Origin of the sequence: Phyllobacterium sp. NPDC097923 (assembly GCF_044760925.1) — a bacterium.
GTDB lineage: Bacteria > Pseudomonadota > Alphaproteobacteria > Rhizobiales > Rhizobiaceae > Phyllobacterium > Phyllobacterium calauticae.
In genome coordinates this window covers 2,157,006-2,177,166 of the sequence record NZ_JBIWBL010000001.1, presented here as the reverse complement: position 1 = coordinate 2,177,166, position 20,161 = coordinate 2,157,006, and the positions used below count along the sequence as shown (strand labels likewise).

At 61.9% G+C, this 20,161-nt stretch carries 19 protein-coding genes; 11 read left to right on the top strand and 8 right to left on the bottom strand.

Annotated elements, in window-relative coordinates; all coding sequences use genetic code 11:
* The first annotated feature begins 53 nt into the window (after window positions 1–53).
* The 3 genes from ACIQWS_RS11040 to ACIQWS_RS11030 are packed head-to-tail and all read left to right on the top strand — an operon-like array spanning window position 54 to window position 4,611.
* A complete protein-coding gene (locus ACIQWS_RS11040; RefSeq protein WP_403176502.1) occupies window positions 54–2,906 on the top strand; it encodes a molybdopterin oxidoreductase family protein in 2,853 nt (950 codons plus the stop codon).
* Complete coding sequence (locus ACIQWS_RS11035; RefSeq protein WP_346305478.1) at window positions 2,903–3,670, top strand: 4Fe-4S dicluster domain-containing protein; 768 nt, start codon at window positions 2,903–2,905, stop codon at window positions 3,668–3,670. Before ACIQWS_RS11040 ends, ACIQWS_RS11035 begins: the two co-directional genes overlap by 4 nt.
* Window positions 3,671–3,708: 38 nt before the next feature.
* Window positions 3,709–4,611, top strand: coding sequence for a dimethyl sulfoxide reductase anchor subunit family protein (locus ACIQWS_RS11030; RefSeq protein WP_403176498.1), 903 nt, complete (start codon window positions 3,709–3,711; stop codon window positions 4,609–4,611).
* Between the two features lie 26 nt (window positions 4,612–4,637).
* On the opposite strand, the gene ACIQWS_RS11025 is transcribed toward ACIQWS_RS11030, so the two are convergent.
* From ACIQWS_RS11025 to ACIQWS_RS11000, 6 genes are all read right to left on the bottom strand, one after another.
* Window positions 4,638–5,570 (bottom strand): lipid A biosynthesis lauroyl acyltransferase, encoded by a 933-nt coding sequence (locus ACIQWS_RS11025; protein ID WP_288192545.1) that lies wholly within the window; start codon window positions 5,568–5,570, stop codon window positions 4,638–4,640.
* Between the two features lie 7 nt (window positions 5,571–5,577).
* Window positions 5,578–6,606, bottom strand: a complete 1,029-nt coding sequence (locus ACIQWS_RS11020) for a zinc-binding dehydrogenase (RefSeq protein WP_403176494.1) — start codon at window positions 6,604–6,606, stop codon at window positions 5,578–5,580.
* Window positions 6,607–6,634: 28 nt separating this feature from the next.
* Window positions 6,635–7,912 carry a beta-ketoacyl-ACP synthase gene (locus tag ACIQWS_RS11015; RefSeq protein ID WP_403176489.1) on the bottom strand — a complete coding sequence of 426 codons (1,278 nt, stop codon included), beginning with the start codon at window positions 7,910–7,912 and terminating at the stop codon, window positions 6,635–6,637.
* Between the two features lie 11 nt (window positions 7,913–7,923).
* A complete protein-coding gene (locus ACIQWS_RS11010; protein WP_403176482.1) occupies window positions 7,924–9,108 on the bottom strand; it encodes a beta-ketoacyl-ACP synthase in 1,185 nt (394 codons plus the stop codon).
* A 70-nt stretch (window positions 9,109–9,178) separates the two neighbouring features.
* Window positions 9,179–9,460 carry an acyl carrier protein gene (locus ACIQWS_RS11005; protein WP_105732333.1) on the bottom strand — a complete coding sequence of 94 codons (282 nt, stop codon included), beginning with the start codon at window positions 9,458–9,460 and terminating at the stop codon, window positions 9,179–9,181.
* Between the two features lie 128 nt (window positions 9,461–9,588).
* A complete protein-coding gene (locus ACIQWS_RS11000) occupies window positions 9,589–10,176 on the bottom strand; it encodes a histidine phosphatase family protein (RefSeq protein ID WP_403176472.1) in 588 nt (195 codons plus the stop codon).
* Window positions 10,177–10,278: 102 nt separating this feature from the next.
* Here ACIQWS_RS11000 and ACIQWS_RS10995 point away from each other — a divergent pair, with 102 nt between their 5' ends.
* The 3 genes from ACIQWS_RS10995 to ACIQWS_RS10985 all read left to right on the top strand — a co-directional run bounded on the left by ACIQWS_RS10995 (window position 10,279) and on the right by ACIQWS_RS10985 (window position 13,854).
* Window positions 10,279–11,235, top strand: a complete 957-nt coding sequence (locus tag ACIQWS_RS10995) for an AEC family transporter (RefSeq protein ID WP_403176467.1) — start codon at window positions 10,279–10,281, stop codon at window positions 11,233–11,235.
* 130 nt (window positions 11,236–11,365) lie between these two features.
* A complete protein-coding gene (locus tag ACIQWS_RS10990; RefSeq protein ID WP_403176464.1) occupies window positions 11,366–12,823 on the top strand; it encodes an NAD-dependent succinate-semialdehyde dehydrogenase in 1,458 nt (485 codons plus the stop codon).
* Window positions 12,824–12,828: 5 nt separating this feature from the next.
* Window positions 12,829–13,854: an aldose epimerase family protein gene (locus ACIQWS_RS10985; protein WP_403176461.1), complete on the top strand. Its 1,026-nt coding sequence runs from the start codon at window positions 12,829–12,831 to the stop codon at window positions 13,852–13,854.
* A gap of 147 nt (window positions 13,855–14,001) precedes the next feature.
* Here the strand turns inward: ACIQWS_RS10985 and ACIQWS_RS10980 are convergent, their stop codons facing one another.
* Window positions 14,002–14,919 carry a sugar kinase gene (locus tag ACIQWS_RS10980; RefSeq protein ID WP_403176457.1) on the bottom strand — a complete coding sequence of 306 codons (918 nt, stop codon included), beginning with the start codon at window positions 14,917–14,919 and terminating at the stop codon, window positions 14,002–14,004.
* A 144-nt stretch (window positions 14,920–15,063) separates the two neighbouring features.
* On the opposite strand from ACIQWS_RS10980, the gene ACIQWS_RS10975 reads away from it, so the two are divergent.
* The 3 genes from ACIQWS_RS10975 to ACIQWS_RS10965 are packed head-to-tail and all read left to right on the top strand — an operon-like array spanning window position 15,064 to window position 18,047.
* Window positions 15,064–15,681 (top strand): pyridoxamine 5'-phosphate oxidase family protein, encoded by a 618-nt coding sequence (locus tag ACIQWS_RS10975; RefSeq protein WP_403176453.1) that lies wholly within the window; start codon window positions 15,064–15,066, stop codon window positions 15,679–15,681.
* A gap of 36 nt (window positions 15,682–15,717) precedes the next feature.
* On the top strand, window positions 15,718–17,418 hold the full coding sequence (locus ACIQWS_RS10970; RefSeq protein ID WP_403177721.1) for a SulP family inorganic anion transporter: 1,701 nt from the start codon (window positions 15,718–15,720) through the stop codon (window positions 17,416–17,418).
* Window positions 17,419–17,426: 8 nt separating this feature from the next.
* Entirely contained in the window at window positions 17,427–18,047 is a 621-nt protein-coding gene (locus ACIQWS_RS10965) for a ParB-like protein (protein WP_403177718.1), read from the top strand.
* A gap of 180 nt (window positions 18,048–18,227) precedes the next feature.
* On the opposite strand, the gene phnF is transcribed toward ACIQWS_RS10965, so the two are convergent.
* Window positions 18,228–18,974 (bottom strand): phosphonate metabolism transcriptional regulator PhnF, encoded by a 747-nt coding sequence (gene phnF / locus ACIQWS_RS10960; RefSeq protein WP_403176448.1) that lies wholly within the window; start codon window positions 18,972–18,974, stop codon window positions 18,228–18,230.
* Window positions 18,975–19,058: 84 nt separating this feature from the next.
* Between phnF and phnG the strand changes: the two genes are divergently transcribed.
* Both phnG and phnH read left to right on the top strand, forming a co-directional pair.
* Entirely contained in the window at window positions 19,059–19,547 is a 489-nt protein-coding gene (gene phnG, locus ACIQWS_RS10955; protein ID WP_403176444.1) for a phosphonate C-P lyase system protein PhnG, read from the top strand.
* Window positions 19,547–20,158 (top strand): phosphonate C-P lyase system protein PhnH, encoded by a 612-nt coding sequence (phnH, locus tag ACIQWS_RS10950; protein WP_403176435.1) that lies wholly within the window; start codon window positions 19,547–19,549, stop codon window positions 20,156–20,158. Before phnG ends, phnH begins: the two co-directional genes overlap by 1 nt.
* Window positions 20,159–20,161: the final 3 nt, after the last annotated feature.

The window sequence follows — 20,161 nt, the reverse complement described above, 5'->3', positions numbered from 1 at the left end:
TTGGAATTGTTCTTATAAAACAGGGATTCTGTGACAAGCGAGGCAATCACCCCATGCAAACCGAACCGTACATTGCCCTGTCGGCGCCGGTGGGGGATACGATCGCCAAGACAACCTGCTACATGTGCGCCTGCCGCTGCGGCATCAACGTGCATCTGAAGGACGGCAAGGTCCGCTACATCGAAGGCAACCGCGATCACCCGATCAACAAGGGGGTGCTGTGCGCCAAGGGTTCGGCCGGAATCATGCAGCATTATTCGCCGGCGCGGCTGCGGGCGCCGCTGCTGCGCACCGGCCCGCGCGGCTCGGGCGAATTCAAGGAAATCAGCTGGGAGGAGGCGCTGTCGCTTGCCGTCGACTGGCTGCAGCCGGTGCGTGAGACCGCGCCGCAGAAGTTGGCCTTCTTCACCGGCCGCGACCAGTCGCAGGCCCTGACCAGTTTCTGGGCGCAGAATTTCGGCACGCCCAACTACGCCGCCCATGGCGGCTTCTGTTCCGTCAACATGGCGGCGGCGGGCATCTACACGATCGGCGGCGCATTCTGGGAATTCGGGGCGCCGGACTGGGACAAGACGAAACTGTTCGTGCTGTTCGGGGTCGCCGAGGATCATGATTCCAACCCGATCAAGATGGGTATTTCCAAGCTGAAGCAGAACGGCGCGCGGTTCGTTTCGGTCAATCCGGTGCGCACGGGCTATTCCGCGGTGGCCGACAACTGGATCGGCATCCGCCCCGGTACGGACGGGCTGCTGATCCTCGCCATCATTCACGAACTGTTCCGCAACGGCCAGATCGATCTCGATTATCTCCAGCGCTACACCAATGCGCCGTGGCTGGTGATTGACGACGAGGGCAAGGAGGATCACGGCCTGTTCCTGCGTGACGATCTCGGCAAGGCGCTGGTGCGTGACCGCAAAACGGGTGCGCTGGTGCGTTTTGACGAGCCGGGCCATGTTGCCGATCTCAACGCCGATTTCACCACGGATGACGGCCGCAAAGTGCGCAGTGTCCTACGGTTGATGGCGGAAAAGTACCTTGATCCGCAATACGCGCCCGATGCCGTCGCTGCTGAAACCGGCATATCGGCAGCGACCATCAAAGGGCTGGCTGCGGAAATCGCGCGGGTGGCGTTCGAGGAGGAGATCATCCTCAACCAGCCATGGACCGACATGAAGGGCGAGCAGCACGATGTGATGATCGGCCGCCCGGTGACTTTTCATGCCATGCGCGGTATCTCGGCCCATTCCAACGGTTTTCAATCGGCGCGGGCATTGCACGTGCTGCAGACCATCATCGGCTCCATCGATTGCCCCGGCGGCTATCGCTACAAGCCACCCTATCCGAAACCGGCCACAGCGCACCCGCGCCCGCACGGCCGGGCGGAGCACGTGACGCCGGGCAAGCCGCTGGCCGGGCCGCATCTCGGCTATCCGCTTGGGCCGGAAGACCTGCTGGTCGATGCGGATGGCAAGCCGCAGCGCATCGACAAGGCGTTTTCGTGGGAAGCGCCGCTGTCGGCGCACGGCATGATGCATATGGTGATCGCCAATGCCCATGTGGGCGATCCCTATCCGGTGGAGGTGCTGTTCCTCTACATGGCGAACATGGCGTGGAATTCGTCGATGAACACGCGCGGCACCATCAAAATGCTGGAAGCGCGCGACGAAGCGACCGGCGAATACAAGATTCCAAAAATCATCTATTCCGATGCCTATTCCTCGGAGATGGTCGCCTATGCCGATCTGGTGCTGCCCGATACGACCTATCTTGAGCGGCATGATTGCATCTCGCTGCTCGACCGGCCCATTTCCGAGCCGGAAGCCGCCTGTGATGCCATCCGCTGGCCTGTGCTGGAGCCGGACCGCAATGTGCGCGGCTTCCAGTCGGTGTTGATCGATCTCGGTGCACGGCTGAAATTGCCGGGTTTCGTCGATGAACAGGGCGGTGCGCTCTACAAGGATTATGCCGATTACATCGTCAATCACCAGCGCAAGCCGGGCATCGGTCCGCTGTCCGGCTGGCGCGATGCGGATGGGGCGGGCGAGGGGCGCGGAACGCCGAACCCGGACCAGCTGAAAAACTACATCGGCAATGGCGCCTTCTGGATGAAGCACATCCCGGAAGAGGCGCTGTATTTCAAGCACCACAATGCCGCCTACCAGCAGTTCGCCATCGATACCGGCTTTTTCGATACGCCGCAGCCGGTGACGATCCAGCTCTATGTGGAGACGCTGCAAAAATTCCGCCTGTCGGCGCTGGGCACCCGCCAGCCGGTTGCGCCGGAACAATACCGGCAGCGGCTGCTCGAATGTTTCGATCCGCTGCCCCTGTGGTACCGGCCGTTCGAGGAACAGGGCGTCGATACCGAGGCTTTCCCCTACCATGCGATCACGCAGCGCCCCATGGCGATGTATCATTCCTGGGGATCGCAGAATGCGTGGCTGCGGCAGATCCACACCAAGAACCCGCTCTATGTGCCCGGCGGCATTTGCGACGCGCTGGGGCTGAAGGATGGTGACTGGGTCTGGGTGACGTCGCATCACGGCCGCATCAAATGCGAGATCGCGCGCACCGAGGCGGTGAACGGCAGGACCATGTGGACCTGGAATGCCATCGGCAAGCGCAGCGGCGCCTGGGCGCTCGACAAGCATGCCCCGGAGGCGACCAAGGGTTTTCTGCTCAACCATCTCATCCATGAACTGCTGCCGCCGAAAGCCGATGGCATGCGCTGGTCGAATTCCGATCCGATCACCGGGCAGGCGGCCTGGTACGACTTGCGCGTGCAGATCGAGAAAGCGGAGGCGGGTGAGGCGGTGAGCGAGCCGCATTTCCCGACGCTGCACCGGCCCGGCAGCCAGCCGGAACCGGTGGATCAATTACGCTACGGACAGGAGTGGACGGCATGACCAGCCTGCCGCAAACCCGCAGTGCCAAGAAGCTCGGCCTCGTCATTGATCTCGATGTATGCGTCGGCTGCCATGCCTGCGTCATCAGCTGCAAGGAGTGGAACACCGGCGCCTATGGCAACGCGCTGTCGGACCAGCATCCCTACGGCGACGATGTTTCCGGCACCTTTCTTAACCGCATTCACAGTTTTGAGGTGGTGCCGGACGGCGGGCAGGTGATCGGCGAGGCGGGCGATGCGCGGGTAGTGCATTTTCCGAAATCCTGCCTGCACTGCGAAGACGCGCCTTGTGTGACCGTCTGTCCGACCGGTGCATCGTACAAGCGTGCCGAAGATGGCATTGTGCTTGTCGACGAGGACAAGTGCATCGGTTGTGGTCTGTGTGCCTGGTCCTGCGCCTATGGGGCACGCGAAATGGACCTGGCGGCCGGGGTGATGAAGAAATGCACGCTGTGCGTCGACCGGATCTACAATGAAACCCTGCAGCAGGAGGACCGGGTGCCGTCCTGCGTGCGCACATGCCCGGCCAATGCCCGCCATTACGGCGATCTCGGTGATCCCACGTCCGACGTGTCGGTGATGGTGGCGGAACGGGGCGGTTTTGACCTGATGCCGGAGCAGGCGACGCGGCCGACCAACAAATATCTGCCGCCACGCGCCCGCACATCGCTGGCCAGCGCCGCGCCGATGATTCCTTTGGCTGAGAACACCGAAGGTGCGCGCGGCTTCTTTGCCTGGCTCGACAAAACGCTGGACCGGATTTGAACATGCATTTGTTTTTTGACACCCCGAGGATGCACTGAATGCATCCGGCCTATTCGATCATCATCTTCACCACGCTGTCGGGTCTTGGCTATGGCCTTGCCGTCATGCTGGGGCTGGGATTTCTCGATCCGTCGGCATTGCCGACCAAAATCGCTTATGTGACAGCCCTCGCGCTGATCAGCATCGGGCTCCTGTCATCGCTCCTGCATCTCGGCAACCCGCAGCGGGCATGGCGGGCACTGAGCCAATGGCGGTCGAGCTGGCTGTCGCGCGAAGGCGTGATGGCGATTGCCACCTTCGTTCCGCTGACGTCGAACGCTGCTCTCTGTCTCTTCATGAACCGGCAGGACGGCATTCTCGGCCTGATCACTGTGCTCGGCGCGCTGATCACGGTCTATTGCACCTCGATGATCTATGCCTCGCTGAAAACCGTGGATTTCTGGCACACCCGGCTGACGCCGCTCTGCTTCCTGCTGTTTTCCCTTGCGGGCGGTGCGCTGCTGGCGGCTTTTTTCGCTGGACCGCGCGGATTGCCACTGCAACTCCTCGCCTTGCTGCTTCTGCTATTGGCACTTGTGGCAAAGATGGTCTGGCGCAAGCGGGCAAGGACGCTTGTTCCGCTGTCGACGCCGGAAAGTGCCACCGGACTGGGCAGTATCGGCACAGTGCGGCTGCTCGAACGCCCGCATGCGCTGGACAATTATCTCACCCGGGAAATGGGATTTCGCGTTGCGCGCAAACACGCTGAAAAACTCTGGGCCATCGCCTTTGTCAGTGGCATTCTGCTGCCGGTTCTGGCGCTGCTGACGGCGATGGCTGTCGGCGGTGCGCTCGGCCTCTGCCTGATGGTCGTTGCCGTTCTCACCCATCTCGTCGGCCTGTTCGTCGAGCGCTGGCTGTTCTTCGCCGAGGCGAAACATGCGGTGATGAATTATTATTGACGGCGCGAGCGGCATCAACCGCCGGCTTAGGCATTCCAGCGCTTGTGGAACCACATCCATTGGCCGGGATATTCCCGCACCCAGGTTTCGACCTTGTCATTGACCAGCTGAACCGTGCGGGCAATGTCGACCGCGCCGGTTTCGTCGCGCGGCAGTTCCATCTTTTCTTCCAGCTCCAGCCGGAAACGGCCGCCGGGCAGGCGGACGCAGCGCGCGGGATAGACATCGCAATCATACTGCCGCGCCAGCTTGGCCAGAAGCGGATTGGTCTTGCAGGGGCGGTTGAAGAAGGTCGAGGCAACACCGCGGTGGAATTTCTGGTCGACCAGCATGCCGACATTGCCGTTGGTGTTGAGAACGCTGGCCAGCGACCAGGCAGCACCGGCCTTGGACGGCACGAGGTGGCCCATATTGGTGCGGCGCGCGCTGAGGATTTTCTTCGCGACATAGGGATTGTTCGGCGGGCGGAACAGCGCGGTGACGTTGAGATCGAACGTCGCGGCGCAGATCGGCAGCAGTTCGAAATTGCCGGAATGAGCGGTGAAGAAGATATGCGGGCGGTCGCTCTCGTCGCGGATGCGCTCAAAGATTTCGCGGCCCTGCACTTCGATCAGGCCCGGCGTATCGCTGTGCGGGTCATAATCGAAGATTGCATCGAGAAAGACATATTCCGCGGTGAGGCGGGCCATGCTGCTCCACATGTCGCGGGCGATCAGCTGCAGTTCTTCTTCGGATTTTTCCGGATAGGCCATGCGCAGATTAGTCATGGCGACGCGATGACGCCCCATGAGCGGGCCTATGCGGCGTGCCGAAGCATCGATGAAATTCGTTGCCGCCTTCGCCGGCAGCAGCCGCAGGAGGAACAGCACACCGAAAATCGCATGCGCCGACAGCCAGTAGTTGAATGTCTTCAACTTCTGGCCCCAGCGGAACAGGGCAAGTTTGAATTTCAGATTCATGCGCGGCTCAGTTGACGCGCAGGATGATCTTGCCGAAGACGTCCCGGCCTTCCATCCGCTTCAATGCCGTATCGATATCATCGAAACCGACTTCCGTGTCGATGACCGGATGGACCAGACCGCGCGCCATCTTCTGCATGGCATCGGCCATGTTCTCCATGCGGCAGCCGAAGGAGCCGAGCAGTTTCAGCTGCTGCTGGAACAGCATCATCAGGTTCATGCTGGTGGAAACGCCCGAGGTCGAGCCGCAGGTCACGAGCCTTCCGCCGCGCCGCAGCGACAGCATGGACCCGGCCCAGGTATCGGCGCCGACATGCTCGAAGACGACGTCAACGCCCTTCTTCTTGGTCAGCTTGCGCACGACACCTTCAAAGCGGTCCTCGCGGTAGTTGATGACGTGGTCGGCGCCGAGCGCCTTGGCTCTTTCGATCTTTTCGTCGGAACCAACGGTGGTGATGACCGTGCAGCCGATTTTTTTGGCCAGCTGGATCGCCGCCGAACCGATGCCGGAACCGCCCGCATGCACGAGAATGGTCTCGCCGGGTTCGAGCTTGGCATTGTCGAACAGCATGTGCTCGACGGTACCGAACGTGACGGGTGCAACAGCTGCGCCGATCTCGTCGACACCGGGAGGTGCGGGAACCAGCAGGCGGGCTTTGAGATTTACTTTTTCCTGGGCAAAGCCATCGAGATGGAAGCCGTGTACGCCGGAGACATGCTCGCAGAGATTGTCGCGGCCTTCGCGGCAGGGGCGGCACAGTCCGCAGGTCTGCGCCCCGTAGATCGACACGAGCTGGCCGGGCAGGAGGTTGGCAACGCCGGGGCCTATGGCATCGACCACACCGGATGCTTCCGCGCCGATGGTCAGCGGCATCTTGCGCTTGGCAAAAGCCATGCCGCGCCAGCCCCAGACGTCGATGTGGTTGAGAGCGACAGCCCTGATATTGACCGTTACTTCACCGGGGCCGGGAGGGGGCGGGGGTGCAATGTCGACAATCTCGAGCCTGCGGTCTTCGATCAGCTGTAATGCGCGCATATTATCCGTTTTCCTTTTCGGAGAGGGATTAGTGCGGTTCTGCCGTCATGACAAGACACGTATTTTGCCCGCCGAAGCCAAAAGAGCTGGAAAGCACGGCGGAGACGCTGGCTTCACGCTTCACATTGGGCACCACATCGAGCACGATGGCGGGATCCGGATTGTCATAGTTGATCGTCGGCGGGATGGTTCCCGTCCCGATGGTCAGCATCGAGAACACGGCTTCAATCGCACCGGCCGCCGTCAGCGTGTGGCCGATCATCGACTTGTTGGACGAGAGCGGCAGTGTGGAAATGCGCTCACCGAAGACGGTCGAGAGCGCGAGATATTCCATCTTGTCGTTCTCGGGTGTCGAGGTGCCATGCGCGTTGATGTAGTCGATCGCATCTTCCTTGATGCCCGCATCGTCAAGCGCTGCACGCACCGCGCCGATGGCCGGCGAGCCGTCGGGCTTTGACCGGGTGCGGTGGAAATCATCGGCCTTTTCGCCGCAGCCGCGCATGATGCCGAGAATCTTGGCGCCGCGCGCGACGGCTGATTCCAGCGATTCCATCACGAGTGCGCCGGAGCCTTCGGCCATGACAAAACCGTCGCGATCCTTCGAGAAGGGTTTTGCCGCCTTGTGGGCCGGATTGTTCTGGGTGGATAGCGCCGACAGCAGGGAGAAGCGGACCAGCGCTTCGGCGGAAACCGAGCCGTCCGTGCCGATGGACAGAACCCGGTCGCTTTCGCCGCGCCGGATGGCCTCGACGCCGAGCTGAATGGCGGTGGCGCCCGATGCACAGGCGGTCGACAGGGTAATCGGCAGGCCGCGCGTGCCGAACGTATCGGCAAGGCGCTCGGCGATGTAGCCGAATTCGGTTGTATGGAACATGGCTTCCTGCGTTCCGCGGCGGCAGGCGGCGAGAAGCAGGTCATAACCCGGCTCGCCCTCGCTCTTCACCAGTGCGTCGAGCGCGAAGCGGTTGCGCCATTCGAGTTCCACCGGCGGCGCGGCGAGGAACAGCGGTCCGCCGAAATTCTCCGTGTCGAAACCGGCTTGCGCGATGGCTTCCTCGGCGGCAAGCGATGCCAGTTTTTCCGACAGCGCTGACGCGCCTTCGTCGCTCTCCTTGAGGAAATCCACGGTACCGGCGATCTGCGTGCGCAGATTGTCGAGGGCAAAGCGGGTGATCGTGTGAATGCCCGATGTGCCCGAAGTCAGTGCGGCCCAGTTATCCTGCTTGCCCTGTCCGAGCGAGGAGACAACGCCAAGACCGGTGACGGCAACGAGCGGGCGGCCAAGATGGTCAGTGTATTTGGACATGTGCCAGTCCTTCAAACTTTGACGAGGCGAGCGACGCCTTCGCCCCGGGTTGCGCCGATCGAGGTCGCCAGTGCCGTATCGAGACCGCCGGAAGCGGCCTTTTCATTTTTTGCATCGATGGGCGGGAACGCCGCGCCATGAAACAGGCTGAGGGCTGCGAGGCCGACGGCGAGCGGGAACTGTGCTTCGCGCAGATGCCCGATTCTGCCGGCAACGCCGCGCACGGCGGCGGAGGCAAACACATCAAGCGCCTGCTTTTCCGTTGCTGTGATGCCGTGCGCACCGGTTGCGCCGGATACGATGAGACCGGCGGGCTTGTCGGCGCTGGCAGCGCCAACCAGCTTGGCAATGGTTTCCTTCAGGTCTTCGCGCTTGCGGCGGATCTGCGCGCTGTAGATGCCGTCGATGGCGGCATAGACGCGGGCGCCGCGCTTGGCCGCATGGTCGGCGCTTTCGAGAACAAGGAATGCGCCGCCGGAACCGGTGACGATGCCGCCGCCTGCGGTGCCTTCGCGCTGCCAGAGCGGTGCCCAGCCATCGGTCTTCAGCATGCCGTTGAGCTCGTAGCCGAGCAGCATGTCGGGATGTTCGGAATTGTAGGAGCCGCCGACGAGCGCATGGGTGCTCTGGCCAGAGCGGATGCGGGCCGCGGCCGTATCGAGGGCGGAAATGCCAGCGCCTTCTTCGCCCATGAATGTGCGCGATGAGCCGGTCACTTTGTGGACGATTGAAATATTGCCGGCGAGCAGGTTGGACAACTGCGCCAGGAACAGGGTGGGGCGCAGTTCCGTCGTCAGCTTTTCATTGAGCATGGTGCCGAGATCGTTGCGCACGCGCGCTTCGGCCAGAATCTGGGTGTCGACGGTAACATCGCGCTCGCCGCCACCGGCGGCAACGACCATGTCCATGGTCGAGCAGAGCGCTTCATTGTCCTTGATCCCGGCATCCTGGAGGGCGAGGCCGGCGGCATAGGTTCCCAGGCGCTGCCAGGTCTCCATCTGCCGCTGATCGCCGCGCTTCGGGATCTGGTTGTTCCAGTCGACCTCACCGAGCGGGTGAACCGTATAGGGCTTGAACGTCTCGCTATCGACGCGCGGACCGGCGGAACCGTTCAGTGCCTGCCAATGGGCATCGGCGCCTTCACCCAGGGATGAAATCAGTCCGATGCCAGTGATAACGACGGTGTTGTTCTGCATTGTCTCGCAACACCGCTTATACGGTGCACCCGGTTAGGTGGATGGTACCACTAGAATGGATTTCCAGAAATCAGGCCTTCTTGGCGGCGACGAGTTCGTCGATCTTGGCGCACAGGTTCTTCAACACGAAATATTCCTCGGTCGGAACCTTGCCGTCATTGACTTCCTGCGTCCACTGCTCGAGCGGGATCTTGATACCGAAGGCCTTGTCGATGGCAAAAACGATGTCGAGGAAGTCAAGGCTATCGATGCCGAGATCGTCAATCGTGTGGCTTTCCGGCGTGATGGAATCGCGGTCGATTTCACTGGTTTCAGCGATGATATCGGCGACCTTGTCGAATGTTGAGGTCAATTCAGTTTCCTTTTGCTTCCGGTGCCTCGTAAAGGCACTGATGTCTGATGACGCGGTATCTAGCGTTTTTCACGGCCAAGGGAAAGACCGAATTGCCCTATCCCTTGTTACTCCAGCATATTCCGCCGTCAGTCGAAAATGATCCTGCCCGCAATATGAACCGTTTCACCCGCTGCGGGAGGCGAGACCACCACCGCTTCCGTCGGGCGCGGAACAATGCCGGTCAGTGCGGTTATATTGGCACGGTCGGTCATCATTACCAGATTGCCGGAACTTTTGAATTCCGCGATCATGGCGCGAATCTGGTCAATCTGCGATTGTTTCCCCGCATCGTCATCCGCCAAAGGTCCAAGCGCGCTGACAATTTCCATGGGCGCTGCGCCGAAGGCCAGCCGGGCGGTTTCCTGCGCATTGCAGACGGGGCTGCTCAGAACCTTGTCGATTCGCACCGATTTTGCGGCAAAGCGGGCGCCGAGCTTCTGCGCCAGCTGATGACCGCGGTCGGACAGCGTGCGGACCTGCGTGCAGTCGGTGGAACTGTCCGTGGAGGGGCTCAAACTGCCCGACGCATCGGCGCCCTGCAGCAGGACGGTATAGCCGCCGCGTGTCAGCCTGGCCCAGGCCGCATCGGTCGCCAATGCCGTTGGAATGGATAGGAATACGCCCAGAACGAGCGAGAGTGCCGGAAGGACGTAAAATCGCGAATGCTTCAACATTCAATCTCCTTAGCAGCGCAGATGGGGTTTTGGCCAAAAAAAATAAAGTGAAGAACTGCGATTGCCTTGCGCGGGCACCGCCGCGGGCCTATTGCGGAGACAATGGGTCTCGTTCAAACAATCATCGTGGTTTTTGGAGTGATTGCCGTGGCTTATGCCGCAGCGCACTTCAAGCTGCTCGATGAACGGGTGGGCGACGGGCTTTCCGAATTTGTTTTCATGATCGCCGCTCCCTTGCTGCTGTTCCGCACCATGGTGACGGCGGATTTCCACGGTTCGGCCCCGTGGGGCCTGTGGGCCGCCTATTTCATCGGGCTTGCCGTCGCCTGGACGCTGTCCGATCTGGCGATCAAGGTGATCTTTGGCCGGGATAATCGCGCCGGCGTCGTTGCCGGGGTTTCCGGCGCCTTTTCCAATCTCGTATTCCTCGGCATGCCGCTCATGCTCGGGGTCTATGGTCAGGACGGGTTTGCCATCCTGTCGCTGATCGTTGCCGTTCACATGCCGAGCGTCATGGCCGCCTCGATCACCCTGCACGAGATCGCCCTGCGGCGGGACGGCGTGTTCCAGGGAGAGGGGAGCCTGCGCACGGTCATCGTGTCGTTTTTCCGCAGCCTCCTGCGCAATCCCTTCGTTCTCGGCATTCTCGCGGGATGGCTGTGGCGCTCGACCGGCCTGCACCTGCCGTCCGTCGTCGATTCCCTGGTGCAGCTCTTGGGGAGCGTTGCCGGACCGGTGGCGCTGTTCGCCATGGGCATGGGATTGAAGAAGTTCGGCATATCCGGCCATCTCGCCGCGTCGCTGGTCATCGCGACGATCAAGCTCTTCGTCATGCCTGCGGTCGTGCTGGGGCTCGCGCTGGCCATCGGCCTGCCGCCGTTCACCGCCAAGATCGCCGTGGTGTCGGCGGCACTGCCGGCAGGCGTGAATTCGTACCTCATAGCAACAAAATTCCGGACCGCCGAGGCCCTGGCTTCCAACTCGATGGTCATCGCGACGGCGCTGTCGGCGGTGACGATGGCGTTCTGGGTCACGATAGCGACGCACTTCTTCGGATAGGGAAGGTTGTTGCAGCTTTGACGAAAAAGGAGCAGGGTGACGGCCACGGGCGCCACTCCGGGCTGCCTTTTACGGAACTCACAAAATCAGTGGACCAAACGCTCCGCCTTACATTTCAGGGAGAAACATGATGTTGCAGAAATCCAGCCAGTTCATGAAACAGGCCAATCTGATCAATGGCGAATGGGTGGCCGCAGATTCCGGCAAGACGATTGACGTCATCAACCCTGCAACCGGCCTGAAGATCGGCACCGTCCCCAATGCCGGCAAGGTGGAAACGCGGCGCGCCATCGACGCCGCCGCCGAAGCCTTCAAGACATGGCGCAAGACATCCGTGCTCGAACGCTCCAAGCTGATGCGCAAGCTGCACGATGCCATTCTCGATAATCAGGATGCGCTGGCCGAGCTTCTGACGCTGGAGCAGGGCAAGTCGCTGACCGAAGCCAAAGGCGAGATCGGCATGTCGGCGGCCTATATCCTCTGGTATGCGGAAGAGGCGCGGCGCACCTATGGCGACGTGGTGCCATCCCCGTGGGCCGACCGGCGCATTCTCGTGACGAAAGAACCGCTCGGCGTCATCGGCGCGATCACACCGTGGAATTTCCCGTCCTCAATGCTTGCCCGCAAGATCGGTCCGGCGCTGGCGTCCGGCTGCACGGCCGTGGTCAAGCCGGCAACGCAGACACCCTATTCCGGCCTGGTCTGGGGTGCGCTGTGTGAAGAGGTCGGCATTCCCAAGGGTGTCGTGAACATTCTCACCGGTTCGGCCTCGGAAATCGGCGGCGAGATCACCAGCAATCCGCTGGTGCGCAAGATCACCTTCACCGGATCGACGGAAATCGGCAAGATCCTGATCAAGCAGGCGGCCGACACCGTGAAGAAGGTGTCGATGGAACTGGGCGGCAATGCGCCGTTCATCGTGTTCAACGATGCGGATCTGAACCGCGCGGTGGATGGGGCCATCGCGGCCAAATTCCGCAATTCCGGCCAGACCTGTGTGTGCACCAACCGTTTCCTCGTGCAGTCCGGCATCTACGACGCCTTCGTCGAGAAATTCGCGGCGGCCACGGACAAGCTGAAGGTCGGCAACGGTCTCGATGCGGGCACGCAGCAGGGTCCGCTGATCGATGACAAGGCCGTCGCCAAGGTGGAAGAATTCATTGCCGACGCCAAAGAGAAGGGTGGCAGGATTGTCACCGGCGGCAAGCGCCATGCGCTCGGCGGCAGCTTCTTCGAACCGACAGTGATCGGCGATGCCACGCCCGACATGCTCTTCACCACGGAAGAGATTTTCGGCCCTGTCGCGCCCATCTACAAATTCGAGACGGAACAGGAAGCGATCGATCTGGCCAACAACACCCAGTTCGGCCTTGCCTCCTACTTCTACACGCAGGACCTTGGCCGGGTGTTCCGGGTTTCGGAAGGCCTGAAATACGGCATGGTCGGCGTCAATGAAGGCATGATCACCACGGTGGAAGCACCGTTTGGCGGCCTGAAGGAATCCGGTCTCGGCAAGGAAGGCGGACATCAGGGTATCGAAGACTATCTCGACACCAAATATATCTGCGTCGGCGGCCTGGGGCTGTAAGACTGATGCATACGGAAATTTTCGGCCATACACCCGATGGCGAGGCAGTTCACCGCATCACCATCTCGGGCGGCGGGCTGACAGCCAAAATCCTGACCTGGGGCGCAGTCATCCAGGATTTGCGCCTCAAGGATCACGATCACCCGCTGGTTCTCGGTTATCAGGACTTTGCCGACTATCCCGCGCATTCGCCCTATCTCGGGGCGACCATCGGACGGACGGTCAACCGCATTCGCGATGGCGAACTCGTCATTGACGGACAGACCTTTGCCCTGCAGCGCAATTTCCATGGCATCCACAACATCCATGGCGGCGATGCCGGGGCGGGACGGCGCGCCTGGAACGTCGTGGCCGTCGGTCCTGACTATGTCACGCTGACGATCATGCTTGGCGACGGCGAGATGGGCTTTCCCGGCAATCTCACCATCACCTGCACCTATATGCTGGAATCCAAGGGGACGCTGGCCATCCGCCTCGATGCGGTGACGGACAAGCCGACAATCTGCAACCTGGCGCATCACAGCTATTTCAATCTCGACGATGGCGGCCTGACCGACGTGCTGGACCATCAGGTCAAGATCGGTGCCGACGCTTACCTCGCCGTCAATGGCGACCTGCTTCCGGACGGGCGCGTCCTGCCTGTTGCGGGAACGGCGCATGATTTCCGCGAATACCGGACGATCCGGCGGGATGAGGACGGCAAGCAGGTTGTCTATGACAACAATTTCTGCGTTTCCAGCCAGCGCCATCCCCTGCAATGGGTAGCATCCGCCAAGGGCGCGCGCAGCAACATCGAGATGCAGGTGCTCACCACGGAGCCGGGTGTGCAGTTCTACGCGGCCAATACGCTGGGCGGGCGACCGCCGCTCGGCCTGACGGGGCAGACCTATGCCGATTATGCCGGGTTCTGCTTTGAAGCGCAGAACTGGCCGGATTCGACGCATTTCCCGTATTTTCCGCAGTCGATCCTGCGTCCGGACGAGACATACAGCCAGATGACCCGCTACACCTTCAAGAAGCACAAGGTTTAGATCGTGGTGCGTGGTTCGACAAGCTCACCATGAGGGACGTGGTTTGGTTGCAACGCCAACGACGAACATTGCAGGATATAGCTCCCTGCAATCCGCACCCTCCCTCATGGTGAGCTTGTCGAACCACGCGTGACGGTGCTGCTGCTCCTAGCTGCTGAAGGCCTTGCGCGCTTCCCCCATCGGTGCCAGCGCGCCATGGAACTCAACGACCCGCGCCGCGACCCGGTGGGCGCGGGCGGCGGCGTCAACAGGCGCAAGACCGGCCAGACGCGAGGCGATATAACCGCCGTTGAAACTGTCGCCGGCCCCTGTCGTGTCCACGGCGTTGGCGCGGACGGCGGGCACGCGGCTTTGCCGGTCGTCCGCAACCACGAGCGCCGGGTCCGTGCCGTCCTTCACCACGATTTCCCGCACGCCATAGCTGGCGATGCGCGCGGCCGTTTCTTCGGGCGTGGCGTCGCCGAACAGGGCATTTTCATCGGGGAAGGTCGGCAGGGCGATGTCGGCGACGTGGTAGGCATCGATCAGCGCCTGTCTGGCCGTCTCGGCGTTTTCCCACAGGCGCGGCCGGTAATTGGCGTCGAAGGCGACGAGCGTGCCCTGACGGCGCGCATTGCTGACGGCGTTCAGCACGTTCTGGCGGCTCTTCGGGCTCAAGATACCCATGGTGATGCCGGAGAAATAGATGATCTTGCGCCCATCGAGGCTGAGCGCCAGGGCCTGCGGGTCGTCGCCGAGATGGCGGGCGGCGGAATCGGTGCGCCAATAGGTGAAGGAGCGTTCGACACCCGTCAGCGTGATGGCATAAAGGCCCGGACGTGCACCTGTTATAACCGGGCTATGGGCGGTGTTGATGCCGTTTTCCGCAAGGAACGCCCGCTGCTTGAGCGAGAACGGATCATCGCCGAAGGCCGTGATGTAATCGACGGCAAAATCGGCGTCGGTGAGGGCGCGCACATACCAGCTGGTGTTGAGCGTATCGCCGGCAAATCCCATGCGCCACTGGTCGCCACTGGCTCCCGACAGCTCAATCATACACTCGCCGATGGCTGCAAACCCGCCCATGAAAACCTCCTCAACATGCATCCGGTGCGACTGATATACGAGTGCGATGCCGCTGTCATTCGGTAAAAATACCGGCTGTCATCAAGACTTAAACATGCGATGTTAGGCGGCAAACGCATTTGCACGACACAGAAGGAGGTTGCGTTGTCCCGCGTTACGACAATTGATGAACTTGAGGTCATTTACGGCAATGGCGCGATAGCGGAAGCATCGACCGCCAAGGTGGCGGACCGCATCATTCCGGAATACCGGCAACTGATCGAAGGTTCGCCCTTTGTGGCGCTGGCAACGAGCGGGCCCGAGGGGCTCGATTGCTCGCCGCGCGGCGATCTGGCCGGGTTCATCCGCATCCATGACGAGCGGACGCTGATGATGCCCGACCGGCGCGGCAACAACCGCATCGATTCGCTGCGCAATATCGTGCGCGATCCGCGCGTCGCCCTGCTGTTCCTCATTCCCGGTCTCAACACGACCTTCCGTGTGAACGGCCGCGCGTTCGTCGATACGGATCAGACGCTGCTGGACAGCTTCATCATGGATGGCAAGGCGCCGCGCTCCGTTCTCGTCATGGAAGTCGAGGAAGCCTATTTCCAGTGCGCGCGGGCGCTCATCCGCTCGGAATTGTGGAACCCGGAGAAATTCCGCTCGCCGAAGGAATTCCCGACACCGGGCCAGATGCTGGCGGCGCTGAGCGAAAACCGCGTGGGCGGTGAAACCTACGACAATGAATGGGCCGCACGCGCGGCCAAAACCATGTGGTAGACTGCATCAATCCAATGGAGGCGTTCGGTGAAACAGGTGAGTGCTTCCAATCCGGCGACCGGAGCTAGGAACTGGCTGCCGTTCCGCTCGCTTGCGGGGTGGAGGCTGTCCGATCTCAACGGCGATGTCATTGCCGGCCTGACGCTGGCGGCCATCGCCATCCCCGAACAGATGGCGACGGCACGCCTTGGCGGTTTTGCCCCCGAGATCGGTTTCTTTGCCTTCATTGCGGGTTCGCTGGCCTTTGCCATCTTCGGCGCCAGCCGCCATCTCTCCGCCGGGGCCGATTCAACCATCACGCCGATCTTTGCCGGCAGCCTCGCGCTGCTGGCCACCAGCGGCTCGCCCGAATTCGGTCTGCTGGCTGCGGCGCTCGGCCTGATTGTCGGGCTGATCGTTGTGGCAAGCGGCATCTTCCGGCTCGGCTGGATTGCCGACCTTCTGTCGGTGCCGGTCACGACGGGCTTTCTCGCGGGTATTTCCATCCACATCATCATCTCGCAATTGCCCGGCCTCCTGGGCATCGCCGCGCAGTCGGGCGATGTGTTCCAGCGCGTCTCGGCAACCATTGCCAGCGCTGGACAGATCAACCCGTACAGCGTTGCCATCGGGGCGGGTGTGTTCCTGATCGTGTTCCTGTCCGAGCGGATCAATGCGCGGATACCCGGCGCCCTGCTGGGGCTTGTCATCTCCACCCTTGCGGTGGTGCTGCTCGGCCTGCAAAGCCGCGGCGTGACGGTTCTCGGCCCGCTTCCCAACAGCCTGCCGCATGTTGCCCTGCCGCAGATCGGTTTTGAGCAACTGCGCAGCCTGCTGCCCCTCGCATTGCTGGTCGCCGTGGTGGTGATGGTGCAAACGGCCGCCACGACACGGTCTTTCGTGTCCAAGAACGGCGATGCGCCCGACGTCAACCGCGATTTTGTCGGCGTGGGGGCAGGCAGCATCCTGTCGGGGCTGTTTGGCGCCTTTCCGGTCAATGCCAGCCCACCGCGCACGGCGATTGTCACGGAGACCGGCGGGACGTCGCAGATCAGCGGCCTGATCGCTGCGGCAATTGTTCTGGCGCTGGTGGCGTTCGGCGGCCAGCTGCTGGCGAGCGTGCCGCACGCTGCCCTGGCGGGCATCCTGCTCTTTGTCGCCCAGAGGATCATCCGCTGGCCGACGATCATCGCTGTCTACCGGGAAGCGCGGGGCGAATTCGGCCTGATCCTCATCACCATGGCGGCGATCGTCGCCCTGCCCATCGAATCGGGGGTGACCATCGGCATCGGGCTGTCGCTGCTGCATGGCCTGTGGGCTGTGATGCGCGCCCGCCCCATCGAGTTCGAAAAAGTGCCCGGCAGTTCGATCTGGTGGCCGCCGAGCGCCGCCAGCGACGGCGAGAAGATACCCGGTGTGCTGGTCGTGGCGTTCCAGGCGCCGCTTTCCTTTGTCAACGCCGATGATTTCAAGCGTGGTCTGTGCAGCACCATCGATGCGAGCGGGCCGGCGCTCAACCTCGTTGTCCTCGAAGCCAGCAGCATTATCGAGATCGATTACACGGCATCGCAGGCCCTGACGGACGTGATAAATTACTGCCGGAACGCCGATGTGAAATTCGCCATCGCCCGGCTGGAATCGGTCCGGGCGCAGAATGCCTTGTCCCGGTTCGGGCTTATCGCCTTGCTCGGGCCGGACAACATCTTTCACAGTGTCGATGATGCCATCCGAAAACTGGCACCAAGCGTAGGGGAATGATCATGCAGATATCCGGAACAAGAGAACCCATTGTAACGCCGGTTGCGATCAAGGATCTGCGGCCGACCCAGATCACCGTCGGCATGCGCGAAGTGGACGAAAAGCGCAGGAAATGGCGCCAGCAGAAGGGCGAGAAGGGCGGCAAGTTTCTCGGCGAACACATGATCCCCGTGGTGCTTGGACCGAACAGGCGCAATTACGTCATCGACCATCACCATCTTGCCCGCGCGCTGCACGAGGAGGGGGTGAAACACATTCTTGTCACTGTCGTCAGCGACCTGTCATCGCTGGAGAAGGATGCGTTCATGGTGGTTCTCGACAATCGCGGCTGGATGCATCCGTTTGATTCCGAGGGCAAACGCCGTGACTATGCGGCCATTCCCAAGGCGATCAAGGATCTTGATGACGATCCGTTCCGCAGCCTTGCGGGTGAACTGCGCCGTGCCGGCGGCTATGCCAAGGACACCACGCCGTTCAGCGAGTTCCTCTGGGCGGATTTTCTGCGGCGCCGGATAGGCCGCAAGACGGTGGAAGCCGATTTTGACGCCGCTCTCAACCGCGCTCTCAAGGAAGCCAAGGGCGATGCTGCCGGTTATCTGCCGGGCTGGTGCGGGTCGGTGACGGATTAGGAATGAATTGACGCTTGGCATTCCCATCGTGCGTGGTTCGACAAGCTCACCATGAGGGAGGTGGTTTGGCTGCATGCCAATCGCGAACGTCGCAGAATAAGGCTCCCTGCAACTCTCGACCTCCCTCATGGTGAGCTTGTCGAACCACGCACCACGCGCGGTGCAATCGACTGCCGATAACTAGACCATCGACTTGCCGTCGATTGCGATCTCCATGCGGTCGGCGGCAAAGCGGCTTCTGGCATATTCAATGGGATGGCCGTCCATATCGACATTGATCGCCGTCGAGACCAGAACGATGGCGCCCGGCGACAGGCGCAGGTGCCGCAAATCCTCCGCATCCGCGTGGCGCGCGGCGATGATGGTCGATTTGCGCAGATAATCGTCGATGCCGGCCGCCTTGAGGGCGGCGGTGATGGAACCTGACGCCCGATAATCCTCGGCCACGTTGGGCACGCGCGCCGCATCGAACCACGCGGTGGCGCAGGAAACGGGATTGCCGTCCGCCGTGTGCATGGAATCGATCCTGATCACCTGACCGCCCGTCATGCCGAGGGCTGCGGCGACTTCTCCCGCCGCGTCCTCGACGCGGTGACCCAGCAATATGCCTCTGGTCTCGCGCACCTGCGTCGCCAGGATTTCGGAAAACCGCGTCCGCTCGCCGATGCGGTAGGTCAGCTTCTTGCTGTTGGCCACGAAGGTGCCGCGGCCCTGTTCGGCGCGCAGCACGCCTTCCTTGGTCAGGGCGGCAATGGCGCTGCGGATGGTGTGGCGGTTGACCGCGAAGCGTTCGGCCAGGGTTACCTCCGGCGGCAGCCTGGCGCCGCTCGGCATTTTGCCCGCCGTGATGTCGCCGCGGATCTGGTCGGCAATCTGCCGCCAGATGGCAACACCGCTGTTGCGGGTGATGAATCGTGCGGATTTCACGTTTTGTCATGCTCCTGTCATTGACGGGATTTATAGGTGTGTTTATTGTCTAGTTGTATAGATAAATAGACAAATCTGAGCGAGATGTCAATGATCAAAGAAAATATACAGTCCACGCAAACCGGCAGCGCGCCGGATCTGCAGCGCAAGGCCGCCATGGCTTTGCTGGCGCAGGCGACCGCGCCTGAAATAGCGGCCCTGTGGGCCGGATGGGGCGACAAGCCCGAGGTCGAGACCCTGCGCGGCCCGGAAACCGGCCTCGTCATGCTGCGCGGCCGTATCGGCGGCGGCGGCGCGCCCTTCAACCTGGGTGAGGCGACCGTGACGCGCGCAACGGTGCGGCTCGGCAATGGTGCGGTCGGCCATGCCTATGCGCTTGGCCGTCACCGCGAGAAGGTGCGGCTTGCCGCTGTCTTCGATGCGCTGTGGCAGCAGCCGGAATGCCGCGATGCGGTGGAGCGCGCGGTGCTTGCGCCGATTGCCGATCGTCTCGAACGCGACCGCACGTCGAAGCGCGCCGAGACCGCTGCGACCAAGGTCGATTTTTTCACAATGGTACGGGGTGACGACTGATGCATTCGGACACACAAATCTTCGAGGGCGGTTTCAGCGACAGTGTGCTGAACGCGCAAACCGTTTTCCGGGCACTCATGGACGCCATGGCCAATCCCGGCAGGATCGTCGACGTGAGCGATCTTGCCGTGCCGCCTGCGCCGCTGACGTCTCTTGCCGCGTCGATTGCCGCAACCCTGTTCGATCACGACGCAACCGTGTGGTGTGACCGCGCGATCTCGGGTTCGGCGGCATGCACGGGATGGCTGAAATTCCATACGGGTCTTGAACTGACCGGCGAACCGGCGGATGCGGATTTTGCCCTGATCAGCGATGTGGCAACGATGCCCTCGCTGGAATCCTTCTGCCGCGGCACGTCGGAATACCCTGATCGTTCGACGACGCTGATCCTGCAGATCGATGGTTTCGACGGCGCGGACACGCTCGTTCTCGAAGGACCGGGGATCAAGGGTTCCATGGCGTTCTCACCCAGCCAGCTGCCGAAAATGTTCATCGATCAATGGATCGCCAATCGCGCGGCTTTCCCGCGCGGTGTCGACCTGATCTTCGCCGGCAAGGGTGCGCTTGCCGCGCTGCCCCGCACCACGCGCATCAAGAAGACGGAGGCCTGAACC

Excerpts from the sequence above, each read along its gene's own strand:
- ACIQWS_RS11030 (WP_403176498.1), top strand. The coding sequence starts at position 3,709 with ATGCATCCGGCCTATTCGATCATCATCTTCACCACGCTGTCGGGTCTT.
- ACIQWS_RS11015 (WP_403176489.1), bottom strand. The coding sequence starts at position 7,912 with ATGTCCAAATACACTGACCATCTTGGCCGCCCGCTCGTTGCCGTCACC.
- phnG (WP_403176444.1), top strand. The coding sequence starts at position 19,059 with ATGTCAATGATCAAAGAAAATATACAGTCCACGCAAACCGGCAGCGCG.
- phnH (WP_403176435.1), top strand. The coding sequence starts at position 19,547 with ATGCATTCGGACACACAAATCTTCGAGGGCGGTTTCAGCGACAGTGTG.
- ACIQWS_RS11025 (WP_288192545.1), bottom strand. The coding sequence starts at position 5,570 with ATGAATCTGAAATTCAAACTTGCCCTGTTCCGCTGGGGCCAGAAGTTG.
- ACIQWS_RS11010 (WP_403176482.1), bottom strand. The coding sequence starts at position 9,108 with ATGCAGAACAACACCGTCGTTATCACTGGCATCGGACTGATTTCATCC.
- ACIQWS_RS10985 (WP_403176461.1), top strand. The coding sequence starts at position 12,829 with ATGCATACGGAAATTTTCGGCCATACACCCGATGGCGAGGCAGTTCAC.
- ACIQWS_RS11040 (WP_403176502.1), top strand. The coding sequence starts at position 54 with ATGCAAACCGAACCGTACATTGCCCTGTCGGCGCCGGTGGGGGATACG.
- ACIQWS_RS10995 (WP_403176467.1), top strand. The coding sequence starts at position 10,279 with ATGGGTCTCGTTCAAACAATCATCGTGGTTTTTGGAGTGATTGCCGTG.
- ACIQWS_RS11020 (WP_403176494.1), bottom strand. The coding sequence starts at position 6,606 with ATGCGCGCATTACAGCTGATCGAAGACCGCAGGCTCGAGATTGTCGAC.
- ACIQWS_RS11035 (WP_346305478.1), top strand. The coding sequence starts at position 2,903 with ATGACCAGCCTGCCGCAAACCCGCAGTGCCAAGAAGCTCGGCCTCGTC.
- ACIQWS_RS10980 (WP_403176457.1), bottom strand. The coding sequence starts at position 14,919 with ATGGGCGGGTTTGCAGCCATCGGCGAGTGTATGATTGAGCTGTCGGGA.
- ACIQWS_RS10990 (WP_403176464.1), top strand. The coding sequence starts at position 11,366 with ATGTTGCAGAAATCCAGCCAGTTCATGAAACAGGCCAATCTGATCAAT.
- ACIQWS_RS11000 (WP_403176472.1), bottom strand. The coding sequence starts at position 10,176 with ATGTTGAAGCATTCGCGATTTTACGTCCTTCCGGCACTCTCGCTCGTT.